The 20,154-nt window shown below is 66.2% G+C and carries 20 protein-coding genes and 1 tRNA gene; 14 read left to right on the top strand and 7 right to left on the bottom strand.

Features of this window, described 5'->3' with window-relative positions; genetic code table 11:
* The first annotated feature begins 4 nt into the window (after window positions 1–4).
* The 4 genes from cycA to ACVOME_RS09495 all read left to right on the top strand — a co-directional run bounded on the left by cycA (window position 5) and on the right by ACVOME_RS09495 (window position 5,790).
* On the top strand, window positions 5–1,378 hold the full coding sequence (gene cycA / locus ACVOME_RS09480) for a D-serine/D-alanine/glycine transporter (protein WP_481505022.1): 1,374 nt from the start codon (window positions 5–7) through the stop codon (window positions 1,376–1,378).
* A 61-nt stretch (window positions 1,379–1,439) separates the two neighbouring features.
* On the top strand, window positions 1,440–2,216 hold the full coding sequence (locus ACVOME_RS09485; protein WP_065182540.1) for a lytic transglycosylase domain-containing protein: 777 nt from the start codon (window positions 1,440–1,442) through the stop codon (window positions 2,214–2,216).
* A gap of 133 nt (window positions 2,217–2,349) precedes the next feature.
* Entirely contained in the window at window positions 2,350–3,702 is a 1,353-nt protein-coding gene (locus ACVOME_RS09490) for a hypothetical protein (RefSeq protein ID WP_481505023.1), read from the top strand.
* A 9-nt stretch (window positions 3,703–3,711) separates the two neighbouring features.
* Window positions 3,712–5,790, top strand: a complete 2,079-nt coding sequence (locus ACVOME_RS09495; RefSeq protein ID WP_481505024.1) for a gluconolaconase — start codon at window positions 3,712–3,714, stop codon at window positions 5,788–5,790.
* Here the strand turns inward: ACVOME_RS09495 and ACVOME_RS09500 are convergent.
* Window positions 5,768–6,172 (bottom strand): YciI family protein, encoded by a 405-nt coding sequence (locus ACVOME_RS09500; RefSeq protein ID WP_065175397.1) that lies wholly within the window; start codon window positions 6,170–6,172, stop codon window positions 5,768–5,770. The genes ACVOME_RS09495 and ACVOME_RS09500 overlap by 23 nt on opposite strands.
* A 181-nt stretch (window positions 6,173–6,353) precedes the next feature.
* Between ACVOME_RS09500 and ACVOME_RS09505 the strand changes: the two genes are divergently transcribed.
* From ACVOME_RS09505 to ACVOME_RS09530, 6 genes are read left to right on the top strand one after another with little or no spacing between them, the layout of a single operon-like run.
* The gene (locus ACVOME_RS09505) at window positions 6,354–6,767 is read left to right on the top strand and encodes a YciI family protein (RefSeq protein ID WP_053518842.1); all 414 of its coding nucleotides are present in this window, start codon (window positions 6,354–6,356) and stop codon (window positions 6,765–6,767) included.
* Window positions 6,768–6,818: 51 nt separating this feature from the next.
* Window positions 6,819–7,241, top strand: a complete 423-nt coding sequence (locus ACVOME_RS09510) for a VOC family protein (protein WP_065182537.1) — start codon at window positions 6,819–6,821, stop codon at window positions 7,239–7,241.
* A 38-nt stretch (window positions 7,242–7,279) separates the two neighbouring features.
* Window positions 7,280–7,690, top strand: coding sequence for a VOC family protein (locus ACVOME_RS09515; protein WP_065175394.1), 411 nt, complete (start codon window positions 7,280–7,282; stop codon window positions 7,688–7,690).
* Between the two features lie 30 nt (window positions 7,691–7,720).
* Complete coding sequence (locus ACVOME_RS09520) at window positions 7,721–8,077, top strand: DUF1428 domain-containing protein (protein WP_053518847.1); 357 nt, start codon at window positions 7,721–7,723, stop codon at window positions 8,075–8,077.
* 45 nt (window positions 8,078–8,122) lie between these two features.
* Window positions 8,123–9,391 (top strand): RNA polymerase sigma factor, encoded by a 1,269-nt coding sequence (locus tag ACVOME_RS09525; RefSeq protein WP_053518849.1) that lies wholly within the window; start codon window positions 8,123–8,125, stop codon window positions 9,389–9,391.
* A gap of 54 nt (window positions 9,392–9,445) precedes the next feature.
* The gene (locus tag ACVOME_RS09530) at window positions 9,446–11,095 is read left to right on the top strand and encodes a M28 family metallopeptidase (protein WP_481505025.1); all 1,650 of its coding nucleotides are present in this window, start codon (window positions 9,446–9,448) and stop codon (window positions 11,093–11,095) included.
* 143 nt (window positions 11,096–11,238) lie between these two features.
* Here the strand turns inward: ACVOME_RS09530 and ACVOME_RS09535 are convergent, their stop codons facing one another.
* Window positions 11,239–11,826 (bottom strand): FMN-dependent NADH-azoreductase, encoded by a 588-nt coding sequence (locus tag ACVOME_RS09535; RefSeq protein WP_065176020.1) that lies wholly within the window; start codon window positions 11,824–11,826, stop codon window positions 11,239–11,241.
* Window positions 11,827–11,950: 124 nt separating this feature from the next.
* Here ACVOME_RS09535 and ACVOME_RS09540 point away from each other — a divergent pair, with 124 nt between their 5' ends.
* The gene (locus ACVOME_RS09540; protein WP_053520355.1) at window positions 11,951–12,943 is read left to right on the top strand and encodes a LysR family transcriptional regulator; all 993 of its coding nucleotides are present in this window, start codon (window positions 11,951–11,953) and stop codon (window positions 12,941–12,943) included.
* A 67-nt stretch (window positions 12,944–13,010) separates the two neighbouring features.
* Here ACVOME_RS09540 and ACVOME_RS09545 read toward each other — a convergent pair whose 3' ends face one another.
* Window positions 13,011–14,357, bottom strand: coding sequence for a DUF7256 domain-containing protein (locus tag ACVOME_RS09545; RefSeq protein WP_481505026.1), 1,347 nt, complete (start codon window positions 14,355–14,357; stop codon window positions 13,011–13,013).
* Window positions 14,358–14,515: 158 nt separating this feature from the next.
* Here ACVOME_RS09545 and ACVOME_RS09550 point away from each other — a divergent pair.
* A tRNA-Ser gene (locus ACVOME_RS09550) sits at window positions 14,516–14,605 on the top strand.
* A gap of 151 nt (window positions 14,606–14,756) precedes the next feature.
* On the opposite strand, the gene ACVOME_RS09555 is transcribed toward ACVOME_RS09550, so the two are convergent.
* The 3 genes from ACVOME_RS09555 to ACVOME_RS09565 form a co-directional block, all read right to left on the bottom strand.
* On the bottom strand, window positions 14,757–15,617 hold the full coding sequence (locus tag ACVOME_RS09555) for a DUF3800 domain-containing protein (protein WP_481505027.1): 861 nt from the start codon (window positions 15,615–15,617) through the stop codon (window positions 14,757–14,759).
* 617 nt (window positions 15,618–16,234) lie between these two features.
* Window positions 16,235–16,750: a hypothetical protein gene (locus tag ACVOME_RS09560; protein WP_180877061.1), complete on the bottom strand. Its 516-nt coding sequence runs from the start codon at window positions 16,748–16,750 to the stop codon at window positions 16,235–16,237.
* On the bottom strand, window positions 16,747–17,937 hold the full coding sequence (locus ACVOME_RS09565) for a PAAR domain-containing protein (RefSeq protein ID WP_258012869.1): 1,191 nt from the start codon (window positions 17,935–17,937) through the stop codon (window positions 16,747–16,749). Before ACVOME_RS09565 ends, ACVOME_RS09560 begins: the two co-directional genes overlap by 4 nt.
* 515 nt (window positions 17,938–18,452) lie before the next feature.
* Here ACVOME_RS09565 and ACVOME_RS09570 point away from each other — a divergent pair.
* Entirely contained in the window at window positions 18,453–18,860 is a 408-nt protein-coding gene (locus ACVOME_RS09570; protein WP_263174940.1) for a hypothetical protein, read from the top strand.
* A 108-nt stretch (window positions 18,861–18,968) separates the two neighbouring features.
* On the top strand, window positions 18,969–19,400 hold the full coding sequence (locus tag ACVOME_RS09575) for a hypothetical protein (RefSeq protein WP_193396701.1): 432 nt from the start codon (window positions 18,969–18,971) through the stop codon (window positions 19,398–19,400).
* On the opposite strand, the gene ACVOME_RS09580 is transcribed toward ACVOME_RS09575, so the two are convergent.
* Window positions 19,397–20,041 carry a hypothetical protein gene (locus ACVOME_RS09580; RefSeq protein ID WP_065183049.1) on the bottom strand — a complete coding sequence of 215 codons (645 nt, stop codon included), beginning with the start codon at window positions 20,039–20,041 and terminating at the stop codon, window positions 19,397–19,399. The two genes, ACVOME_RS09575 and ACVOME_RS09580, sit on opposite strands and share 4 nt — an antisense overlap.
* Window positions 20,042–20,154 lie beyond the last annotated feature (113 nt).

Here is a 20,154-nt window from a genome sequence, read left to right on the forward strand (position 1 = left end):
CGCCATGACCGACCCTGCCCAGCCCCCCGAGCATCTGCGCCGCAGCCTGTCCAACCGCCACCTTCAGCTGATTGCCATCGGCGGTGCCATCGGCACCGGTCTGTTCATGGGATCGGGCAAGACCATCAGCCTGGCCGGCCCGTCCATCGTGTTCGTCTACCTGATCATCGGCGCGATGCTGTTCTTCGTCATGCGCGCGATGGGCGAACTGCTGCTGTCCAGCCTGCAGTACAAATCCTTCATCGATTTTTCCACCGATCTGCTCGGGCCCTGGGCCGGCTTCTTCTGTGGATGGACCTACTGGTTCTGCTGGATCGTCACCGCCATCGCCGATGTCATCGCCATCGCTGCGTACGCACAGTTCTGGTTCCCCGGCCTGGATGCGTGGATTCCGGCACTGATGTGCGTGCTGTTGCTGCTGGGGCTGAATCTGGTGACAGTGAAGCTGTTCGGTGAGATGGAGTTCTGGTTCGCGCTGATCAAGATCGTGGCGATCTGCGCGCTGATCATCACCGGCGCCGGCCTGGTGGCGTGGGGCTTCACCTCGCCCAGCGGGCACACCGCCTCGCTGGCCAACCTGTGGAACGACGGTGGCATGTTCCCGATGGGACTGGTCGGCTTCTTTGCCGGTTTCCAGATCGCGGTGTTCGCCTTCGTCGGCATCGAGCTGGTGGGAACCACCGCCGCTGAAACCGCCGACCCGGAGCGCAACCTGCCCAAGGCGATCAACTCGATCCCGGTGCGCATCATCATCTTCTACGTGCTTGCGCTGGTGGCGATCATGGCAGTGACGCCGTGGCGGCAGGTGGTGCCGGACAAGAGCCCGTTCGTGCAGCTGTTCGTATTGGCCGGGATCCCTGCCGCCGCCAGCCTGATCAATTTCGTGGTGCTGACCTCGGCAACGTCCTCGGCCAACAGCGGCATCTTCTCCACCAGCCGCATGCTGTATGGCCTGGCGGAAGAAGGCCACGCGCCGCGCGGCCTGTCGAAACTGTCGCGCGCGGCGGTGCCGGCCCGCGGGCTGCTGTTCTCCTGCCTGTGCCTGCTGGGCGGCACGCTGCTGATCTACCTGATCCCGAATCTGGTGACCGCCTTCACCCTGGTGACGACGCTGGCGACGGTGCTCTTCATCTTCGTCTGGTCGCTGATCCTGGTGGCTTACATGGTCTACCGCCGCCGTTACCCGCAGCGCCACGAGGCCTCGATCTTCAAGATGCCCGGTGGCGTGGCGATGTGCTGGGCGTGCCTGGTGTTCTTCGCGGGCGTGCTGGTCCTGTTGAGCCTGCAGGCCGATACCCGCCAGGCCCTGATCGCCAGCCCGGCGTGGTTCGTGCTGCTGGGCGTGGGCTACGCGCTGCGCAGCCGGATGGCCCGCTAGGGGCGCGGCCGCCACCGCATTCACCCATCGTTAGCGGGGGCGGCCGGATGATCCGGCCGCCATGACCCGCCGCCCCGTCCTCGCTGCGCTGATGCTGCTGTCCCTCCTGTGGGCCGGGACGGCGGCTGCGCGCACGGTGTACCGCTGCGTGCAGGGCAACACCGTCAGCCTGGCCACCGCGCCGGAACCCGGTTCGCGCTGCACCGCGCGAGATATCGACGACAACGCCATCCAGACCCCGAACCTGTGGGGCAACATGGGGGTGTTCAGCGGCGTGCTGTACGAACGTGAGCAGGACGGCCGGCTGGTCTATTCCACCCGCAATCTGCCGGGCTCGCGGGTGTTCCTGAAATTCACCGTGGCCACGCCGCCGGGCGAGCCTGCGCATGAGGGCCTGGGCCGGGTCGGCAAGCCGCAGCTGGCACCGCACGCGCGGCAGTTCAGGGCGGCAGCGAAGGCGACCGGTGTTGATGATGCCTGGCTGCGTGCCATCGCCCACGCAGAAAGCAACTTCGACGCGCTGGCGGTGTCCAGCAAGGGCGCCCAGGGCGTGATGCAGCTGATGCCCGAGACCGCACTGGAGTACGGGGTGAGCGACCCGTTCTCGCCACAGCAGTCAATCGACGGTGGCGCGCGCTACATGCGCGCGCTGCTGCGCCGCTACAACGGCGACCGCACGCTTGCCGCGGCCGCGTACAACGCCGGCATCGGCGCGGTGACCCGCTACAAGGGCGTACCGCCCTACGCGGAAACGCTGGCCTACGTGGACAAGGTGATGGCGTTGTACACGCGCTATCGCGAGGCGATGGGCATCCGCATCGAGGTGCCGGCAAAGTAGCCACTCGTCGGACGGTGATTGTGGGCGCCCCTCGGCCGCGGCAGGATGGCGCTGCACGGGTGGGCGGGGGAGCGCCGGCCCGGGCGTCGAGGGACGATCCGGCCTGCAGCATCGAATCCACAGGGGGATGTGCATGAAGCCTATCAGGAGCGTGGTCGCGGCATTGTTGTTCGCGATCGCATGCAATGGCTGTGCCAGCAAGAACGTGTTGTATCGCGATGCCGAACGACGACAGGACGCAACCGCGCTGTTCCTGGACCGTGAGGGAAGTCTCTACCCTGCAGCCAGCGTAGCGGTGCCGGTGCAGCAGATGCTGGAAGGGGCACGCCCGTCGTCGGCGGAGTTCGCGACGCTCCGGCATCTCTACCAGCAGTCGGCAGTGCCAGGTGCCGCCTCGGCAGAGGCGTGGCGCAGCCTGCTTGCCGATACCGGGGTGACGCCCGACGCCGCCTTCACCGACACCTGGCAGCAGATCCAGCAGGTGCTGCGTGCGCGCGCCTCGCAGCAGCTGGATCGTGCGGCGGAGGACGGCCGTGTGGTGGTGCTGCTGGTGCACGGCTACAACAACGACTACCGCGAGGCGGCCGCCTGGTACGAACGAGTGGAGCGTGATTTCCGAGAGCGCGGGGCGGCCAGCGGGCAGACGTTGTCATTCGTGCGCGTGTACTGGGATGGCATGCATGGCAACGCGTTCCTGATCTGGGGCGCCGCCCAGCTCAACGGGCCCTACGTGGGACTGGAGCTGCGCAGGGTGCTGGCGGGTGTGGACAACACGGACATGCCGTTGCGGGTGTTCACCCACAGCTCGGGTGCGTACGTGATGAACAACGCATTGGGCAACGGCTCTTCGCCGCTGCGCGGCATGCAGGACGCCTACTACCGTCGCGCTGCCGGTCTGGATGGCTATGGATTCCCGCCGCTGCGCAACCTGCGCATGGCGATGCTGGTGCCGGCGCAGCCGCCGACGGCGATGGCCAACTACCATCATCCGCGCCTGGAGCAGACCTTCGGCACGATCCCCGACCGGTTGATCCTGGGCCTGAGCCGGCACGATTTCGCCACCGGCAAGGGCCGCCGGCTGGGGCCGTGCAGGATGGCGGGCAACACCTGCATGGCCACCCACATCCGCTATTCCTGCGCAGCGGTACGGCGCGACCTGCGCAGCAGCGAATCGCACGGGCGAAAGCAGGTGTGGGCCGTCGCGTTTCCGCAGCCCGCGCTGAAATCGCATCCACATCCGGTAGCGTCCTACATGCAGGATGGCGACTGGAAGCTGTTCGCCGACGCGCTGCTGCTCGACACCGCGCTGGAGCCGGCCAACCAGGCTGCGCTGTGCGAGCGGAGGGTAGGGCCGCTGAAGCACAGCGATGCCTGGCCTGACGAAATCAAAGTGCGCGCTGCAACAGCACCCGAGCGTGCGGCTGAGGCCGATGCGGGTTGGCATTGGTGGCACTACTGGCTAAGTTCGTCGCTCCCCGTTGAATGATGGAACACGATGGCGCGGCGATACTGGATGGCGGCGGTTGCGGTGGCAACCGCCGGTGCATTGGCAGCGACCTTCTGGCTGCCGGACGAACCCCACCCCGACACACCTGCGGGACCAGCGCCGACGCCGCTGGCATGGACCGCGCAGATCGAACTGCTGGCCGGTGATGGCCATCCGGGCGATCGGGATGGGGCCTCCGCGCAGGCGCGCTTCGCCGATCCCTACGCGCTGCTGCGGCTGGCCGATGGCAGCGTCTACTTCACCGATGGCGGCGACAACAACCGTATCCGCCGCCGCCTGCCCGATGGCCGCGTCGAGACCGTGGCCGGGCAGGGCGAAGGTCGCGTCGATGGCCCGGCACTGCAGGCACGCTTCCACACGCCGTCCGGCATCGCCGCCGATGCACAGGGCAATCTGTACGTGGCCGACACCGGCAACCATGCGATCCGCCGCATTGGCGTCGATGGCCAGGTGACCACGGTGGCCGGCGGCGAGCAGGGATACGCCGACGGTCCCGGCGCGCAGGCACGTTTCGATGCACCGATGGGTATTGCGGTGGATGCGCAGGGGCAGATCTACGTGGCCGATACCTGGAACGACCGGATCCGGGTGATCGGCACCGACGGCAGTGTGCGCACCCTCGCCGGGGGCGATCGGCCCGGTTTCATCGACGCGGCAGGAGGCGAGGCGCGGTTCGATACACCGGTGGCGCTGGCCTTCGACGCGCACGGGGCCCTGCTGGTGGCGGATCTGTTCAACAACGCGGTGCGTCGTGTCGGTGCCGATGGCACGGTCAGCACGTGGGTCGGCAGTGGCGGGGTCATCAACGGGCCGCTGTCGCTGGCCGCGACCCATGATGGCGTGCTGTACGTGGGCGACCTTGAGGGACGCGTGGTGCAGGTCACCGCACAGGGCCACCAGATCGCACTGGTGGGCAATGACCGGCTGCCGCGGCTGGCGCGCCCCAGCGGCCTGGCGCTGGATGTGGATGGCAGCCTGCTGGTGGCCGACGCGGCCGGATACCGGCTGCATCGGCTGCGGCCGCTGCCGGTGGGCGAGCTTCCGGCCCCTGCGCTGGTTGGACCCGCCGCTGATGCAGCGCTGCCGGACACGGCCGGGCGCTGGCCGCTGGCACCGCAGGAGGGCTGGCACGAAGTGGTCGGCACGCTGGGTGAGGTGCGGGGCAATTTCAGGGGTGAGAGCCGGCACCATCTGCACGGCGGCTTCGATGTGCGCGGTGATGTCGGCCAGACCGTGCTGGCCATTGCCGAGGGCAAGATCAGCAGCCCGGTGGCCAGCTGGAGCCTGGGCGGGCAGGGCGAAGGGCTGGCGGTGGACCGGCTGAAGTACATCCACATGCGGGTGGGCCGCACGCCGCGCGGGGAACCGTTCGACACGCGCTGGCAGGCGCTGTATGACGATCAGGGCGCGCTGGAACGCATCCGCGTGCGCCGGGGCACGCGCATCCATGTGGGCGATCGCCTGGGCAGCATCAACAGCCAGGCGCACGTGCATCTGGCGGTGGGTACCAGCGGCTTTGAAACCAACGCGGTCGCGCTGGGGTTCCGCAACTTCGCCGATCATTTCGCGCCGCGCATCACCGAGGTGGCGCTGCTGGACGCCAACGACCAGCCGATGACGGCGGGGAGCGACGGCAGCGTGATGGTCGCGCGGCAGGGACGGGGCGTGCAGATCGTGGTCGAGGCCTGGGACCAGGTCGACAACAACCTGGCCCGGCGCAGGCTGGGCGCGTACCAGGTGGGCTACCAGATCCTGGATGCGGCCGGTCGGCCGCTGCAGGGCTACGAGCAGCCGCGCTGGAACATCGTGTTCAACCGCATGCCGCCGCAGAATGCCGCCGTAAAGGTTGCCTACGCACCGGACAGCGGCATCACGGTGCACGGCAGCGCCGTCACCCGTTTCCGCTACCTGGTCACCAACACCGTGCGCGATGGCCTGATGGAGACCGGTCGCTGGCAGCCGGCAGCCCTGCCGCCGGGGGACTACATCGTGCGTGCCAGCGTGCGCGACTACAGCGGCAACGAGGGCATCGGCAAGCGCGAGGTCAGAGTACGGCTGCTGCCATAGCGGGCGGGGCGCCGCAGCGCTCACGCTCGGCGTCCATGTCCTCCAGCGGGCGCACTTCGATGCTGCCGAACCGTGCCCACGGGAACTCGCGCGCGATGCGCATCGCCTCGTCACGGTCGCGCGCGACAATGAGATTGAAGCCGGCCAGCAGCTCGCGGGTTTCGGCGAACGGGCCATCCAGCACCCGGCTGTGGCCATCGCGGACGCGCAGGGTCTGCGCGGTATCCACCGGCTGAAGCTTCTGCGCCAGCAGCAGCGTGCCTTCGGCCTGCAGCCTGTCGGCGTGGGCCAGGCAGTCGCGCATCAAGGTGTTGAACGCCTCGGTCGGCAGGGCCTGCAGCAAGGCAGGTTCGATGTAGATCAGAAGCAGGTACTGCTGCATGGCGCGATCCTGGCGGGGGCGGACCTGCATGATCGCGCAGGTTTGCGCCGGGGCATGTTGCAGCGCGGGAGACCGGTCCCCGCCCCCCCCCAAAAAAAAACTTTCAGAATTTGTCGATTCCCCGTTCCCTCGTTCGTTGTAACAGTGAAGGGCGCGCACCTGCGTCCCACGGGAGACCCACATGAAAGTCATGGTGATCGTCAAAGCCAACGCCGATTCCGAAGCTGGACGCCTGCCCAGCGAGCAGGAGCTGACGGCCATGGGCGCCTACAACGAACAGCTGGTTGCCGCCGGCATCATGCTGGCCGGTGAAGGCCTGCATGCCACCGCGCGTGGCCGCCGCATTCACTTCGGCGGCGCTGGACCGCAGGTCGAGAGCGGCCCGTTCGCGCCCGTCGCCGACCAGATCGCAGGCTTCTGGCTGTGGAATGTCCGCTCGCTCGACGAGGCTGTGGAATGGGCCAGCCGCGCCCCCTTTGGCAGTGGTGGCACGCTCGAGGTGCGCCCGCTGATCTCCGCCGAAGACTTCGGCGAAGCCTTCACCCCCGAATTACAGCAGCAGGAACAGCGTCTGCGCGAGCAGCTCGAAGGCTGAGCCCCGCCGCGCCGCGAACACTCGACATCTTCAACCGAACGGAGCACCCCGATGAAACTGATTCCCTTCCTTGGCTTCAGCGGCCAGGCCCACGAGGCGATGGCCTTCTACGCCAAGGCCCTGGGTGGCCAGGTCACCTCGGAAATGAAGTACCGCGACATGCCCCCCTCCGACGGCTCGCCGGGATGCAACGAGATGCCGGCCGACACCCTTGACCACGTGGCCCACAGCCAGCTGGAAATCGGCAGTGCCATCCTGATGGCCGCCGACGGCCCCGGTGCCGGCGAAGGCGGCTCGACCACCATCAATGTCGATGTCGACAGCATCGAGGAGGCCGAGCGCGTGTTCGCCGCGCTGGCCGATGGGGGCCAGGTGCAGATGCCGATCGCCGAGACGTTCTGGGCGCACCGCTGGGGCATGTTGACCGATCGCTACGGCAAGCCGTGGATGGTCAACTGCATGAAGCAGCCCTGATCGCCCGCCTTCTTTCCATTTCCCAGGGAACCTGAGCAATGAGCACACCGCAACCGCAGATGATCTTCGTCAACCTGCCCGTGCAGGATCTGGACAAGTCCAAGGCCTTTTTCGCCGCACTGGGCTACCACTTCAACCCGGCGTTCACCGATGAGAACGCGGCCTGCATGGTGGTCAGCGACAGCATCTTCGTGATGCTGCTGGTCAAGCCGTTCTTCCAGCAGTTCACCACCAAGGCGATCGCCGACGCGCAGGCGCAGACCGAGGTGATCACCTGCCTGTCCGCCGACAGCCGCAACGCAGTGGACGTGATGGTGGACAAGGCACTTGCCGCCGGTGCCACTGAACCGCAGCCGGCGCGCGACTATGGTTTCATGTACCAGCGTGGCTTCCAGGACCTGGACGGACATCTCTGGGAAATCGCCCACATGGACGGTGAGCCGGGCTGAGCGGCCACGCCCGACGACAGGAGAACGCTCATGGCTTACGTCGATGCCTATGTGCTGCCGTGCCCCGAGGACAAGGTCGCGGCCTACCGCCGCCTTGCCCGCAAGGCCGGTGCGGTGTGGAAGGATCACGGTGCGCTTCAGTACATGGAATGCGTGGCCGACGACGTGGAACCCGGCACGTCGACCTCGTTCCCGCGTGCGGTGAAGGCCAAGCCGGGCGAGACCGTGATCGTGGCCTTCGTGGTGTTCCGATCGCGTGCGGCACGTGACCGCATCAACGCGAAGGTGATGGCCGATCCGCGCCTGGCCGGCATCGGCCCGAAGGACATGCCGTTCGATACCCGGCGGATGTTCTGGGGCGGTTTCAGGCCCATCGTCGAAGCGTGACTGCCGGTGCTTGTGCGGCGGGAGCGTGCATGCTGTGATCGGCGCATGCACGAGCCCGCCCTGACCCAGCGCCTGGAGACTCTCTGGCGGATGGAATCGCCAGTGTTGATCGCGCGCCTGGCGCGGCTGCTCGGCGGTGATGTCGGCCGTGCCGAGGAACTGGCCCAGGACACCTGGCTGGCCGCGCTGGAGCGTTGGCCGGAGCAGGGCATCCCGGACAATCCTGGAGCCTGGCTGATGACCACTGCGCGCAACCGGGCCATCGATGTACTGCGCCAGCACCAGCGGGTGGCGCAGCAGCATGCGCAGTGGGGCGAGGCACTGCATCCGGCCGCGCTGCCGGCACCCGACGACAGCACCGCGCTGGAAGACGATCTTGGCGACGATCTGCTGCGCCTGATGTTCGTGGCGTGCCATCCGGTACTGCCCGCGGACGCGCGCGTGGCGCTGACCCTGCGCCTGCTCGGCGGGCTGACCACGAGCGAGATCGCGCGCGCGTTCCTGCAGCCGGAACCGACCATCGCCCAGCGCGTGGTGCGCGCCAAGCGCACGCTCGCGCAGAAGCAGGTGCCCTATGAAGTGCCGCGTGCCGAAGCGTTGCCCGCGCGCCTGGCCTCCGTGCTGGAAGCGATCTACCTGGTGTTCAACGAAGGCTACGCCGCCAGTGCCGGCGATGACTGGATGCGACCAGCGCTGTGCGAGGAGGCGCTTCGCCTGGCGCGCATTCTCGCCCACCGCATGCCGGCCGCCGCCGTGCTGGGACTGCTGGCACTGATGGAACTGCAGGCGTCGCGCGCCGCAGCGCGGGTGGATGCGCAGGGTCGGCCGGTGCTGCTGGACCAGCAGAACCGCGCACGCTGGGACTGGCTGCAGATCGAACGCGGGCGGCAGGCGCTGGCGCGCGCGCTGTCGGCGGGCGGTAGCGACGATCCCTACGTGCTGCAGGCCTGCATTGCCGAGTGCCATGCAACGGCGCGCCAGGCCGACCAGACCGATTGGGCACGCATCGCCGGGCTGTATTCGCGGCTGCTGCAGATACAGCCTTCGCCTGTGGTGGCGTTGAACCGGGTGGTGGCCATCCTGCGCAGTGAGGGCGCGTTCGCTGCCTGGGCGCATCTGCAGCCGCTGCTCTCCGATGACCGTCTGCGTGACTACGCACCGTTGCAGGTCGTCCGTGGTGAAGTGCTGCAGCACCTGGGTCGGGTCGAAGACGCCCGGCAGGCGTTCCAGGCCGCTGCCGCGCTCACCGACAACGTGCGCGAACGCGATCACCTGCTGGCGCGGGCCCATCCGACAGTGCCAAAAGCGCCTTAAATCCCTCGGGCCCCTTTTGTACACTCGGCTGGGATTTCCCTGCTGGAGAGAGCAATGAAGCGAGTAGCACTGGGCGTGCTGGCCCTGTCGGTGTCGGGCGCGCTGATGGCGGCCACGCCGAAATTCGATGGCGCGCGTATTTCCGCCGACGTGAAGGAACTGGCCTCGGACGCCTATGAGGGCCGTTCGCCGGCCACGGCGGGCGAAGCGAAGACCATCGCCTACCTGAGCAAGCAGTTTGCAGACGCCGGGCTGCAGCCGGGCGGCGACCTGAAGGATGGCAAGCGCCTGTGGACCCAGGCCGTGCCGCTGCGCAAGGGCGACATCGTGGGGACGCCGCAGCTGGCCCTGCATCAGGGCGACAGGACCATCGCGCTGGAGCAGGGCAAGCAGATCGCCGTGCGCGCGGCGATGAACGGCGCCAGCACGGTGGACATCAGCAAGGCGCCGCTGGTCTTCCTCGGCTACGGCGTGAAGGCCCCGGAGCGCAACTGGGACGACTTCAAGGGCGTGGACCTGAAGGGCAAGATCGCGGTCGTGCTGATCAACGACCCGGACTTCGAGACCGGCAAGGGCGACTTCGACGGCAAGGGCATGACCTGGTACGGCCGCTGGCCCTACAAGTACGAGGAAGGCGCACGCCAGGGCGCGCTGGGCGTGCTGATCGTGCATGAGACCGCACCGGCCTCGTACGGCTGGGCAACGGTGGCCGGCTCCAACACCAACACCATGTTCGATGTGGTGCGCGACAACCCGGCCGACAGTCACCCCCTGCTGGAAGGCTGGATCCAGCGCGACCTGGCCGTGGACCTGTTCCGCGCGGCCGGCCAGGATTTCGAGGCACTGAAGAAGAAGGCGCAGCAGCGCGACTTCACGCCGGTCACGCTGACCGGCGCCAGCCTGGACGCGAAGTATGCGGTGAAGACCGAGGTGATCACCTCGCACAACGTGGCGGCGCGGCTGGAAGGCAGCAGCCACCCGGACGAGACCGTGATCTACAGCGCCCACTGGGACCACATCGGCGTGGGCGAGCCCGATGCCCGCGGCGACCGCATCTTCAACGGTGCGCTGGACAATGCCAGTGGCACCGCTTCGCTGATCGAACTGGCCCGTGGCTTCGCCAAGGGCAAGCAGCCGCAGCGCTCGCTGCTGTTCCTGGCGGTCACAGCCGAAGAAAAGGGCCTGCTGGGTTCGGAGTACTACGCGACCCACCCGTTGTATCCGCTGGAGAAGACCGTGGCGTTGATCAACATGGATGGCATGGCGCCGTTCGGCCCATCGCGCGACTTCGGCATCTATGGTGCCGCGCGCTTCGAGCTGCTGGACCAGCTGAAAGAGGTGGCCAAGGGCTGGGACATCCGCTATACGCCCGATCCGAAGCCGGAAGCGGGCCTGTTCTTCCGCTCTGACCATTTCCCGTTCGCCAAGCGCGGCGTGCCGGCGCTGTCCTGGTCGGCCGGACAGGACTGGGTGGACGGGGGTGTGGCTGCTGGCAGGAAGGCCTCGGAGGACTACACCGCCAAGCGCTACCACCAGCAGGGCGACGAGTGGCAGCCGGACTGGGTGTTCGCCGGCGCCGCCCGCGACCTGGAGGTGCTGTACACCCTGGGCAACCAGCTGGCGAACTCGCGCAGCTGGCCGAACTGGAGCAAGGACGAGTCGTTCCGCGCCGTGCGTGACGAAAGCGCGGGGCAGCGGAAGTAAGGGAAGGCGGGGGGCGGCCCCCCCCCCCCGGAGGGGGGGGGGGGCGGCCGCCGCGGGGGGGGGGGGGGGGTGGGGGGGAGGGGAATCCCGGCCCGCGTTCAACGCCCAGACGAGGAGAGAGGGGCGCTGAACGCTGGAACGCGTTACGCCGTTGCCGCTTCCGCCGCCTCATGCGAGGGCAGTGCAGCCAGTGCACCGGCAATGGCGTCTTCGCGGTGCTGCGGCGAGTAGGCGATGCCCTCGGCACGCACGAACTCGACCTCATTGATGCCCATGAAGGCGAACACCTGGCGCAGGAACGGCTCCTGGAAGTCGGCCGGCGAATCGGTGTAGATGCCGCCACGGCTGCTGGCGATGATCACCCGCTTGCCACCGGCCAGACCCACCGGGCCATTCTCGGTGTACTTGAAGGTACGCCCGGCCACGGCCACGCGGTCGATCCAGGCCTTCAGGGTGGACGGGATGCTGAAGTTGTACATCGGCGCGCCGATCACCACGACATCGGCATCGAGGAACTGCTGCATCACCTGTTCAGCATCGGTCGCCTCGGCCGCATCGGTCTTGGCCAGCGAGCTGCTGCGCAGATGCGGTACCGGATTGGCGTCAAGATCGCGATAATCGACCTGCAGGCCGTCGATCTGGTCCTTGAACCGGGCCACCACCGCTGCCGACAGCTGGCGGGAGACGGAGTTGTCGCCAAGCACGCTGGCGTCGAGATGCAGAAGCTTCATGGCAGTCACCTATGTTCTGGAAGGAAGGGCGGGTTTGCCGCCGACGGAGAGAACGATAGGTTGTTGCAAAGGCGGAATAAAGGTGGTTGAATGCCACGTATTGTTCTAGATATGGAACTCGGGCATGCATGACCTGAATGATCTGTACTACTTCGCGATGGTGGTCGACCACGGCGGATTTGCCGCCGCCGAGCGTGCGCTGGGCATCCCCAAGTCGCGCCTGAGCCGCCGTATCAGCCAGCTGGAGACCGACCTGGGCGTGCGCCTGCTGCAGCGCTCCACGCGCCGCTTCGCGGTCACCGACGTCGGCACCAGCGTGCACCGTCACGCGCAGACCATGCTGGCCGAAGCACAGGCCGCACGCGAAGTGGTGGACCGCCTCAGTGCGGAGCCGCGCGGCGTGGTCCGCGCCAGCGTGCCGGTGTCGTTGGCGCAGATGCAGCTGCCCAAGCTGCTGCCCAAGTTCCTGGAGCAGTACCCGAAGGTGCGGCTGCAGCTGAACATCAGCAACCGCCGCGTGGACATCATCAACGAAGGCTACGACGTGGCCCTGCGCGTGCGCTCGCGCCTGGACGACGATGGCAGCCTGGTGATGCGCAGCTTCGGCCAGGTGCAGGAACTGCTGGTGGCCAGCCCGAAGTACCTGGACCGCGCGGGCCGCCCGAAGGAGCCGGAAGAGCTGACCCAGCACGTCACCCTCAGCATCAGCGAGGACGAGGCGCGCCAGCGCTGGGAACTGCATGGCCCGGAAGGCGAAGTGCGCCGGGTGGACCTGCAGCCGCGCGTGGCCGGCTTCGACTTCCCGCTGCTGCAGAGCATGGTGAAGGACGGCTTCGGCATCACCATGCTGCCGGAAACCGTGTGCGCCGATGCCGTGCGCAATGGCGAACTGGAAGTGGTGCTGCCGGACTGGTCGCTGCCGCAGGGCGTGTGCCACGCCGTGTTTGCCTCGCGTCGCGGCCTGCTGCCGGCGGTGCGCGTGTTCATCGATTTCCTGGCCGAGCACCTGCCGCCGCAGCTGGAGGCCTCGCGCCTGCATTGCGACGGCGCCTGCGAGAAGGCCAAGGAACGCATCAAGGCCAGCGCGCTGGGTGCGCTGGCGGTGGATGCGGGCTGAGCCGCGCGCGAATAGAGAATAGAAGCCCCGGCCATGTCCGGGGGCTTCTTGTTTCAATGCGTAGCTGTCATCCGCAAGCCCAATCGATCTTCATCTGTTCAAGATCGAGCTGGGCGTTGCCGCAGCCAAAGTTGAAGCCACCGAAGCCTTCCTCGAACTCGAGGTAATAGGGGCCGAACTCAGGGTAGCCCTGCTGGGGCAGCATTGTTCCACCGAGGTGGGCAACGGAATCCCAGCGACTCAGATTCAGTTCTTGTCCGAGATCGCTGAATGCCTCGATGTATCCACTGATGGCGCATTCGCTTTCCCATTCACGGGGCGATCTGCCCACATTGGGATCATCAGCGCGGATGACCGCGTTGATCGGCAACGCGACTGACGGATTGGCAGCACCGCCAATTCCCGCGCCCGGAATAGGGTCGTCCCCGTTTCTGGTGTACAGCCAGCTGTCGTGGAAGTAGCTGGCGTAGTCCTTCTCTATCCAACCGGGCGGGTCTTCCAGCAGGGTCGAGAGCGACTTGGGGGGCAAGCTCAGTTCGCCTTCAAATTCCTGCTGTGTGAGCCAGATCGCACAGTACTGTGTGCCGAGGATGTCCTCCATGGTGCGGCTGTGGGGATGCTTGGCATGGCGGTAATGCCAGAAAGGAAGCAGGTTGCTGTCATCCGGCGGTGTCATTGCAAGCGGACTGTCAAAGAACGCAGCGATCTCCTCCACGTGCGACAGCTCCTCCTGCTGATCGTCGACAAACATGCACAGGGCAACCCATTGCTCTCCCTTGACTCGGTACTCCGGGGGCAGATGCAGGGTGAAGGCGTGTCGCAGTGGCTGCCCGTTGCTTGCACTGAGCGGCCATTGCGCGGAGGAGATGCCCGGTGGCAGGCCGAGGGTCCAACCGCCGCTCCATTCGTCGCCCCGGTCGACCCTGGGGAGTATCCGTTGCGGACCCAGCTCCAGGTCGAAGGCATGGGTCAGCGTCGGATCGAAGACGGGGAGGGCTGGCTCACAGTAGACGGCACCAGGATTGTCGAGGCGCACGCTCCTGACCGTGTTGTCCTGTGTGCTCACGTTCGCGGTGACCTTCATCCCACCGTCCGAGATGAAGCCATAGCGCGTCCACCCGGCCTCTGTCGTATCAGGATCTTCCGGAAGTGCTGTCAGGCGAGGGTTGGCGGCCAGAGCATCGCTGATGAGCATGCCCGTGCGCAATCCTTCAATCAGGAGCGTCCTTGGCATCGAACAGGAGAACAGGACATATCCAACGGCACGCTCCTCATCCAGTCGGGCGAACACATCCTTTGTCAGGCAGGTCAGACGGCCCTGTTCATCCGGTTCGCGCCAGCGATGTCCCAGTAGCTTGGCCAGCGCGCTGGCGGGCATGCCAGGCCGGATGGAGAGGAGGTCGAGAGAGTTCATGTGGGCCATTGCCGAGCGGAAATGAGCAGGCTAGTGGTCTAGGACAGTGCTAGCTATGAACATTGTTGCGACTTGGAGGTCCAGCCGTGGCGGGGGCCTTGGGCATTTCCTCCGGCCGTGCGAGAATGCGTTCCCGGCCAGCAGTGCCGGGCCGATACGGAGAGATGGCCGAGCGGTTTAAGGCACCGGTCTTGAAAACCGGCGAAGGGTTAAACCTTCCGTGGGTTCGAATCCCACTCTCTCCGCCAATCATTTATGCAAGTTCATGCTTGCCATCAAGCATCCCGCCAAGCTGGCTGGATGACTTCAATGAGTTTTCGTCTATCGACTGATGGATAGGTTCGGTCGGGCTGCTAGGCGGCTGGGGGCATGGAGCTGGCACTCCAGGCCGACCGTGAGTTAGGCGGGGATTCCGTACCTCTTGGCGACGTTGCGAGCTGGGCGGCAGCACGTGCCGTCGAGCAGGGCGTTGAGAGTCGCATTCGCCGCGCCCTTATGTAGAGCCAACTTTTTAATTGGCGTTCTTTGGTAAAGCCGACGAAAGCACTCGGCATAGAACTGTCGTACGACCGCCGGGGTGTCCGGCTTGTACCCGCCCTCAATCTCAAAGAAGCGCCGGAGGCAGAGGATGACTAGGTCCGACAGCTGGACGAGGAGATTGCGTGTCGAGTCGAGGGGATAGCTGAACTCGGCAATCCACTTTGTTCTGCACGCCACTGGACTCCCGAAGCGGCGTCGTTGGGTTATTTCCGCAATGGCATGAGTGTGCTCATCCTTCTTGTCGATAATCAGCATCCCCCTCGCTGTGCGGCCCAGACCTTCTGAAACCCTATGGTCGATCTCGGTAATCATGTAGTCGTACGCGAGGGTATAGGGCGTGCTTGCGTGGGTGGGAAGGGCGGCGACATTGATCGCGAGGGCGGCTGCAAGTTTCGACTTGTCTATGGCAATGTAGTGGACGTGATGCTTCCGCGACTCGATTACGCTGAGAAAATCTCGTACAAGTTGCAAGCGCCGCTCAATCAGGTGGCCCGCAAAGGGACCTTCACCATTGGGCGAAAGCAACTCGCACCCATGTAGCTCGAAGGCAGCTGGAGGTGCACCGCCGAAATAGTCGTTGAGGAGGTCGGACAAAGCGGCGTAGGTTGTGTTCCACCCTTCATCGCGCAGGTTGACCCCTCCAAGCACAAATACTGGTTGCTGGGCGTCCGCCAAGTTAGCGCCGGTATCGCCCGACTCGTCCAAGTAGAAGAAGTGCATCCCTTGCTCCTTCCCGCGATTGCATTTACATGGTTGGGTTGATCAAGATTAGTTCAACGAGGGTGTTTGTCGTGGGTTTCGGATTGAACTCTGCGCCTTCCCAAGGGCATGCCGGCAGAAGCCGCAGTTGAGCAGTCCGATTCGACAGGTCTCTCGGCATCAGCGGCTTCCACCATGTGGAAGCAGGCGCTGAACACACGCTTCTCCGCACCATTCGTGGTGCCGGAGGTGCCTGGGGTGTAGCCGGAAACAACCACCCTATAGTGCTTTCCCGCACGCAAAGCTGTGCCGAGTGCAGGCTCTCCCTCCTGACCGTACGGCAGACACTGACCAGGACCCAGCGCAGGCTCGGTAGACCCTTCGCGAAGAAAGATGCGCTGCCAGACAGGCGGATGTCCCTTGCCCACTTCCGTCACTGTCACGCCCGCGATAATCGGCGGGGCCGCACGTGTCTCACGCGTGTCAGGCACGCCAAAACACGGTACGCCATCGTGTGCCTGGATCGTGGCGCGCTGATAGGTTCCCTGTGGCTGTGAACCCGCGGCCATCATTGGCAACAGCAGGAACACCAAGGCCACCGTCTGTCGCATCAACGGGTCACCTCGAAGTGGCATCTGCTACGTGCCGTCTTCGCGTACGGGTGGCGGTCCGGACGAGAGTGCAGTCGCGCAGTCCGATATGACGGGTTTCATGCTTTTGCCGGCCACGTCCACCATGTGGAAGCAGGCACTGAACACACGCGCCTGTGCTTCATTCTTCTTGCCCGGCGTGCCAGGTGTGCGCCCCCATATCTCCACCTGGTAGCGCTTGCCCGGCCGCAGCGCGGGGGCGGATGCCGCGCCCTCGCCGTAGGTGAGGCACTGGCTGGGGGGCAGCGCAGGTTCGGTTGTGCCCTCGCGCAGAAAATCATGTTCCCATAGCGGGGTGCCGCCGGTGCCCACTTCCATCACGGACACGCCAGTGACAAGGGGGGCGTTGACGCGCGTTTCATGGGTATCGGGCACGCCGAAGCAGGGCACACCCTCACGGCTCTGTATCGTCGCCTGCTGGTAGCGACCGGCTGGCGAGGAGCAGCTGGCCATCATCGGCAGGAGCAGCCCCAGCAGAGCCACCGGCAGTTGTAGTCGCATCATCGGGTCGTCCTCGGGAGGTTGTCCTTGCTGCTGCGGTCGGCCAGGAACTGGGAGAGCGCGCGCTCGAGTTGTGCGCCGATGCCAGCCGTCGCGCGATAACGCGTGTTGTTCATGCTCGACTGTGAGCCACGGAACGTGACGAGGAAGTAGTCCGCCAGAATGTCACCCTGGGCCTCCATGTTGTAGTCATGCAGCAGCCGCGTCTCGTCAAGCACGTAGTCGTAGCTCATGTTCGGCCGGGGTGCCCGCACCAGCTTGACGTTGTAGCCAAGCTGATACTGCCAGACGTGGGCCATCTCATGGATGAAGAACGCCTGGAATCTCACGGTATCCAGCGAGTAATCCTCCCGATAGATACCCTTCGGGAAGTACATCTGCCCGTTGGGCGTCACGGCGGTGTCCTTGTCCTGGAAGCCGAAGAACATCCAGTAGCCGTGGTTATGGACTTTCACGGTGCTGTAGTCGACTGCATCGCCGAACACCAGGCGTGCCATCTCGATCTCGCCGGCGGTCATGGCGCGTTCGTGGCCAGGCGCGCTTACCGGTACCACGGAGGTGCCCATGCCCTCGGCGGTGGTCACCACACCGTCCACATCGAACACTTCTGCTTCGTCGGTGCTGGCCGGCGCCGTGCGCGCACAGCAGCCGGTCGGCTGTGTCGGCGGGCGCAGTTCGGCACGCACGATGGCCTGGCTCTGCGCGGTCGATACCCGCGCCGTCTCGCCCTGCGCATTGGTGGTGCCGGAAAGGGTCTGCCCATCGGCCAGATGCAGCGTGTACGGCACCTCGGCCAACGGTGCGCCCTGCAGGCCGAGAAAACGGATGGCCTGATCGAACGCGGTGGGCAGTGCGCGCGCCAGCTGTGCGGCGGTGCTGGCGACCGCGGCCGCCTTGCCGGCACCGCCTGCGGCCCCGCCGCCGCCACCACCCCCTCCGCCCCCCGTGACATGCACCACGGCCTGCTGGCTGGACAACACCCGGCAGCCGCAGGCCAGCGCGCTGCCGTGCAACGCCACCGGCTGGCCGTCCACCATCAAGGTGGCATCGCCTTCGACAATCGGAAAGACGCCTTTATGCAGGGTAGGGCAGGTCGCTTTGTCGCTGACCCGCGCGACGCCGATGCCGCCGATGTCGGTTTCACTTGAGGCCGTGATGACCCGTCCGCCGCTGGAGGTCGGGTCCCCCATCACAATCCAGTTCCGTCCCATGGTTCGCTTCCGTTGCAGACCAGGGCTCCATGATGCGCCGGTTCAGGTCGGGTTGGCTGAATAGGCGGCGAGGCGGATGGCAGGCCGCACTGTGTCGCGACCCGCCGTTGTGCTGCGGGTTCTGGTTCAACGTAGGCGTGCCTCGGTCAGCGGTGTCGAGTGAAGGCGGTCACAAGTTGATGTTTCACTCGCGGCGCTCTGTCGCGTGCTGCGCCAAATGCCGCATCTGCCTCTTTTCCAGAGGCCGCGAAGGGCAAACGATGGCCGCGCCAAGGCACCCGCCCTGGCCGGGATTGGCGTCCCGAACATACGTTGTCCGTCGAGTCGCGGTTGCACCTCCCATTGCAATCACGACAATGCACCGTCTGCCAGTTCATGGCGGACGGTGTGTGGGGATCTTTTGATCCGCCGGCATTGGACAATGTATCCGGCACGCCAACCCGCACCGTCCGCCACCTTGCCTCCGCGGGTGGCCCACCTGTGAGGTTGCCGCCATGCCTGATCTGCGCCCCGACTATCCCCGCCTGCACGCCCTGCTCGGCGATGCGCTGCGTGATCTTCCCAACACCCTTGCTGAAAAGATGGAGGACGCCCTCAGCGATGCCGCCGCGTCCTCGCCACCGTCCGCGTTCTTCACCCATCTGCTGGGCCATGGCAGGAACCTGCGCGCGGATGGCCAGCCCTGGACCGAAACCCGTCTCAGCCCGGGGCGTGCGTTCGATCTGGCCCTGGCGACCCGATGCGCATCCGGCATCACCGCGCTGACGGCAGTGCTGCAGGCATCCCACGTGGCCCGGGAAAACGACGATCCCGACTGTTATCCCTCGGCGGCGCTGGTCCATGGCATGTTCGATGCCTGCCATGCGCTGTCGCTGCAGATCGAGCGCTGCCTCGTTCCCTGAGCCGCCTGTTGTCCCTCACGCCTCGTTTGCATTTCCGCCGTCCGCCATTGCTAAGGTCGCTGCGCACCCGAACAGGAACCTGCAATGACCCGGATGTCCTCGCTCACGCTGCTCGCACTCTGCCTCGCCCCCACGCTGGCCTTCGCCCAGTCCGATCGCGAGGTGGCCGAACACATGGTCACCCGCGCCGCCAATGTCTGCCCCGGCCACAGCGCCGAGCGCACCACGCCCACGGTGAAGAAGGTCCCGGTCGGCGCGCTGCGGGTGATGCTGGATCGTGGCCTGGTGATGTGCCCGGACCGGCGCCTGGACGCCAGCGCGCCGGCCGTGTTCTACGGCCGGGTAGGTGTGTTCGGCTGGAACCCGGACGTTCCAGCGGCAGCGACCGTGGTCATCGGCCAGATCGACGCGATGACGCGCAAGGACGAGTACCCGGTGGAAACCCTGGTGTGGGATGCCCAGGGTAGGGCGCTGAGCCAGCAGACCGTGCCGGCCTTCGAGCCGCGCCCTGGCGCCGCGGTGCTGTACAAGGTCCGCTAGGGCGCCATCGGAGGCGCGGTGTCCGGCACCAGCGTGAACCGGTAGCGGTTCTCGTAAAGCTTCACTTCCAGCTGTGTCCGGCCGCGCCGTTCGAGGGTGTACAGCTTGCCGGCCCAGGGGCTGCCCAGGGCCGTGATCGGATTGATGTTGCCCAGCCGGCTGGCGTCCAGATGCACCACGACGCGGTCGTCCAGGTACGCCACCTTCACCGTGCTGAAGAACGTGGCGTACTGGCCGCTGGTCATCGCGGCATAGCCGGACAGCTCCGGGTGCGCCACCAGGAAGGCGAACTGCGTGCTGAAGTCGATACCGGAAAGATCCGGCGCGCGGTACTGCGATTGCCGGGCCCACGCAGCGTCGGTGCTGTCCAGCGCATCGGCGGAGGTGATGGGGAAGAACTGGAGATCCATGTAACCGGGGCCGTTGCCATCGACGCGGGCCTGCCCGCCTTCCACCGAAGCCGACGAGACCAGGTTCGGGTAGGCCAGCGCCGGCAGCCCGCTGACACGGAACTCGCTGTGCGCCTGCACCTCCTGCGGTGGGTTGAAGAACTCGCCGACCTTCTCGCTCTGGCACGCCGAGAGCAGGGCCAGCAGGGCCAGCGGCAACGCGCGTCCGAGCGCGGAACGGGGGTGGATCATGCGATGTGCCTCATCCTTGGGGGACGACAGTAGACCACGCTCTGCGGCAGCGGTACTGGTCCGACGCATTGCGCTGCCTGTTCAGGCATGTATTTGCGGGGCTGCGTGCACAA

The organism is Stenotrophomonas sp. STEN008 (assembly GCF_056760435.1).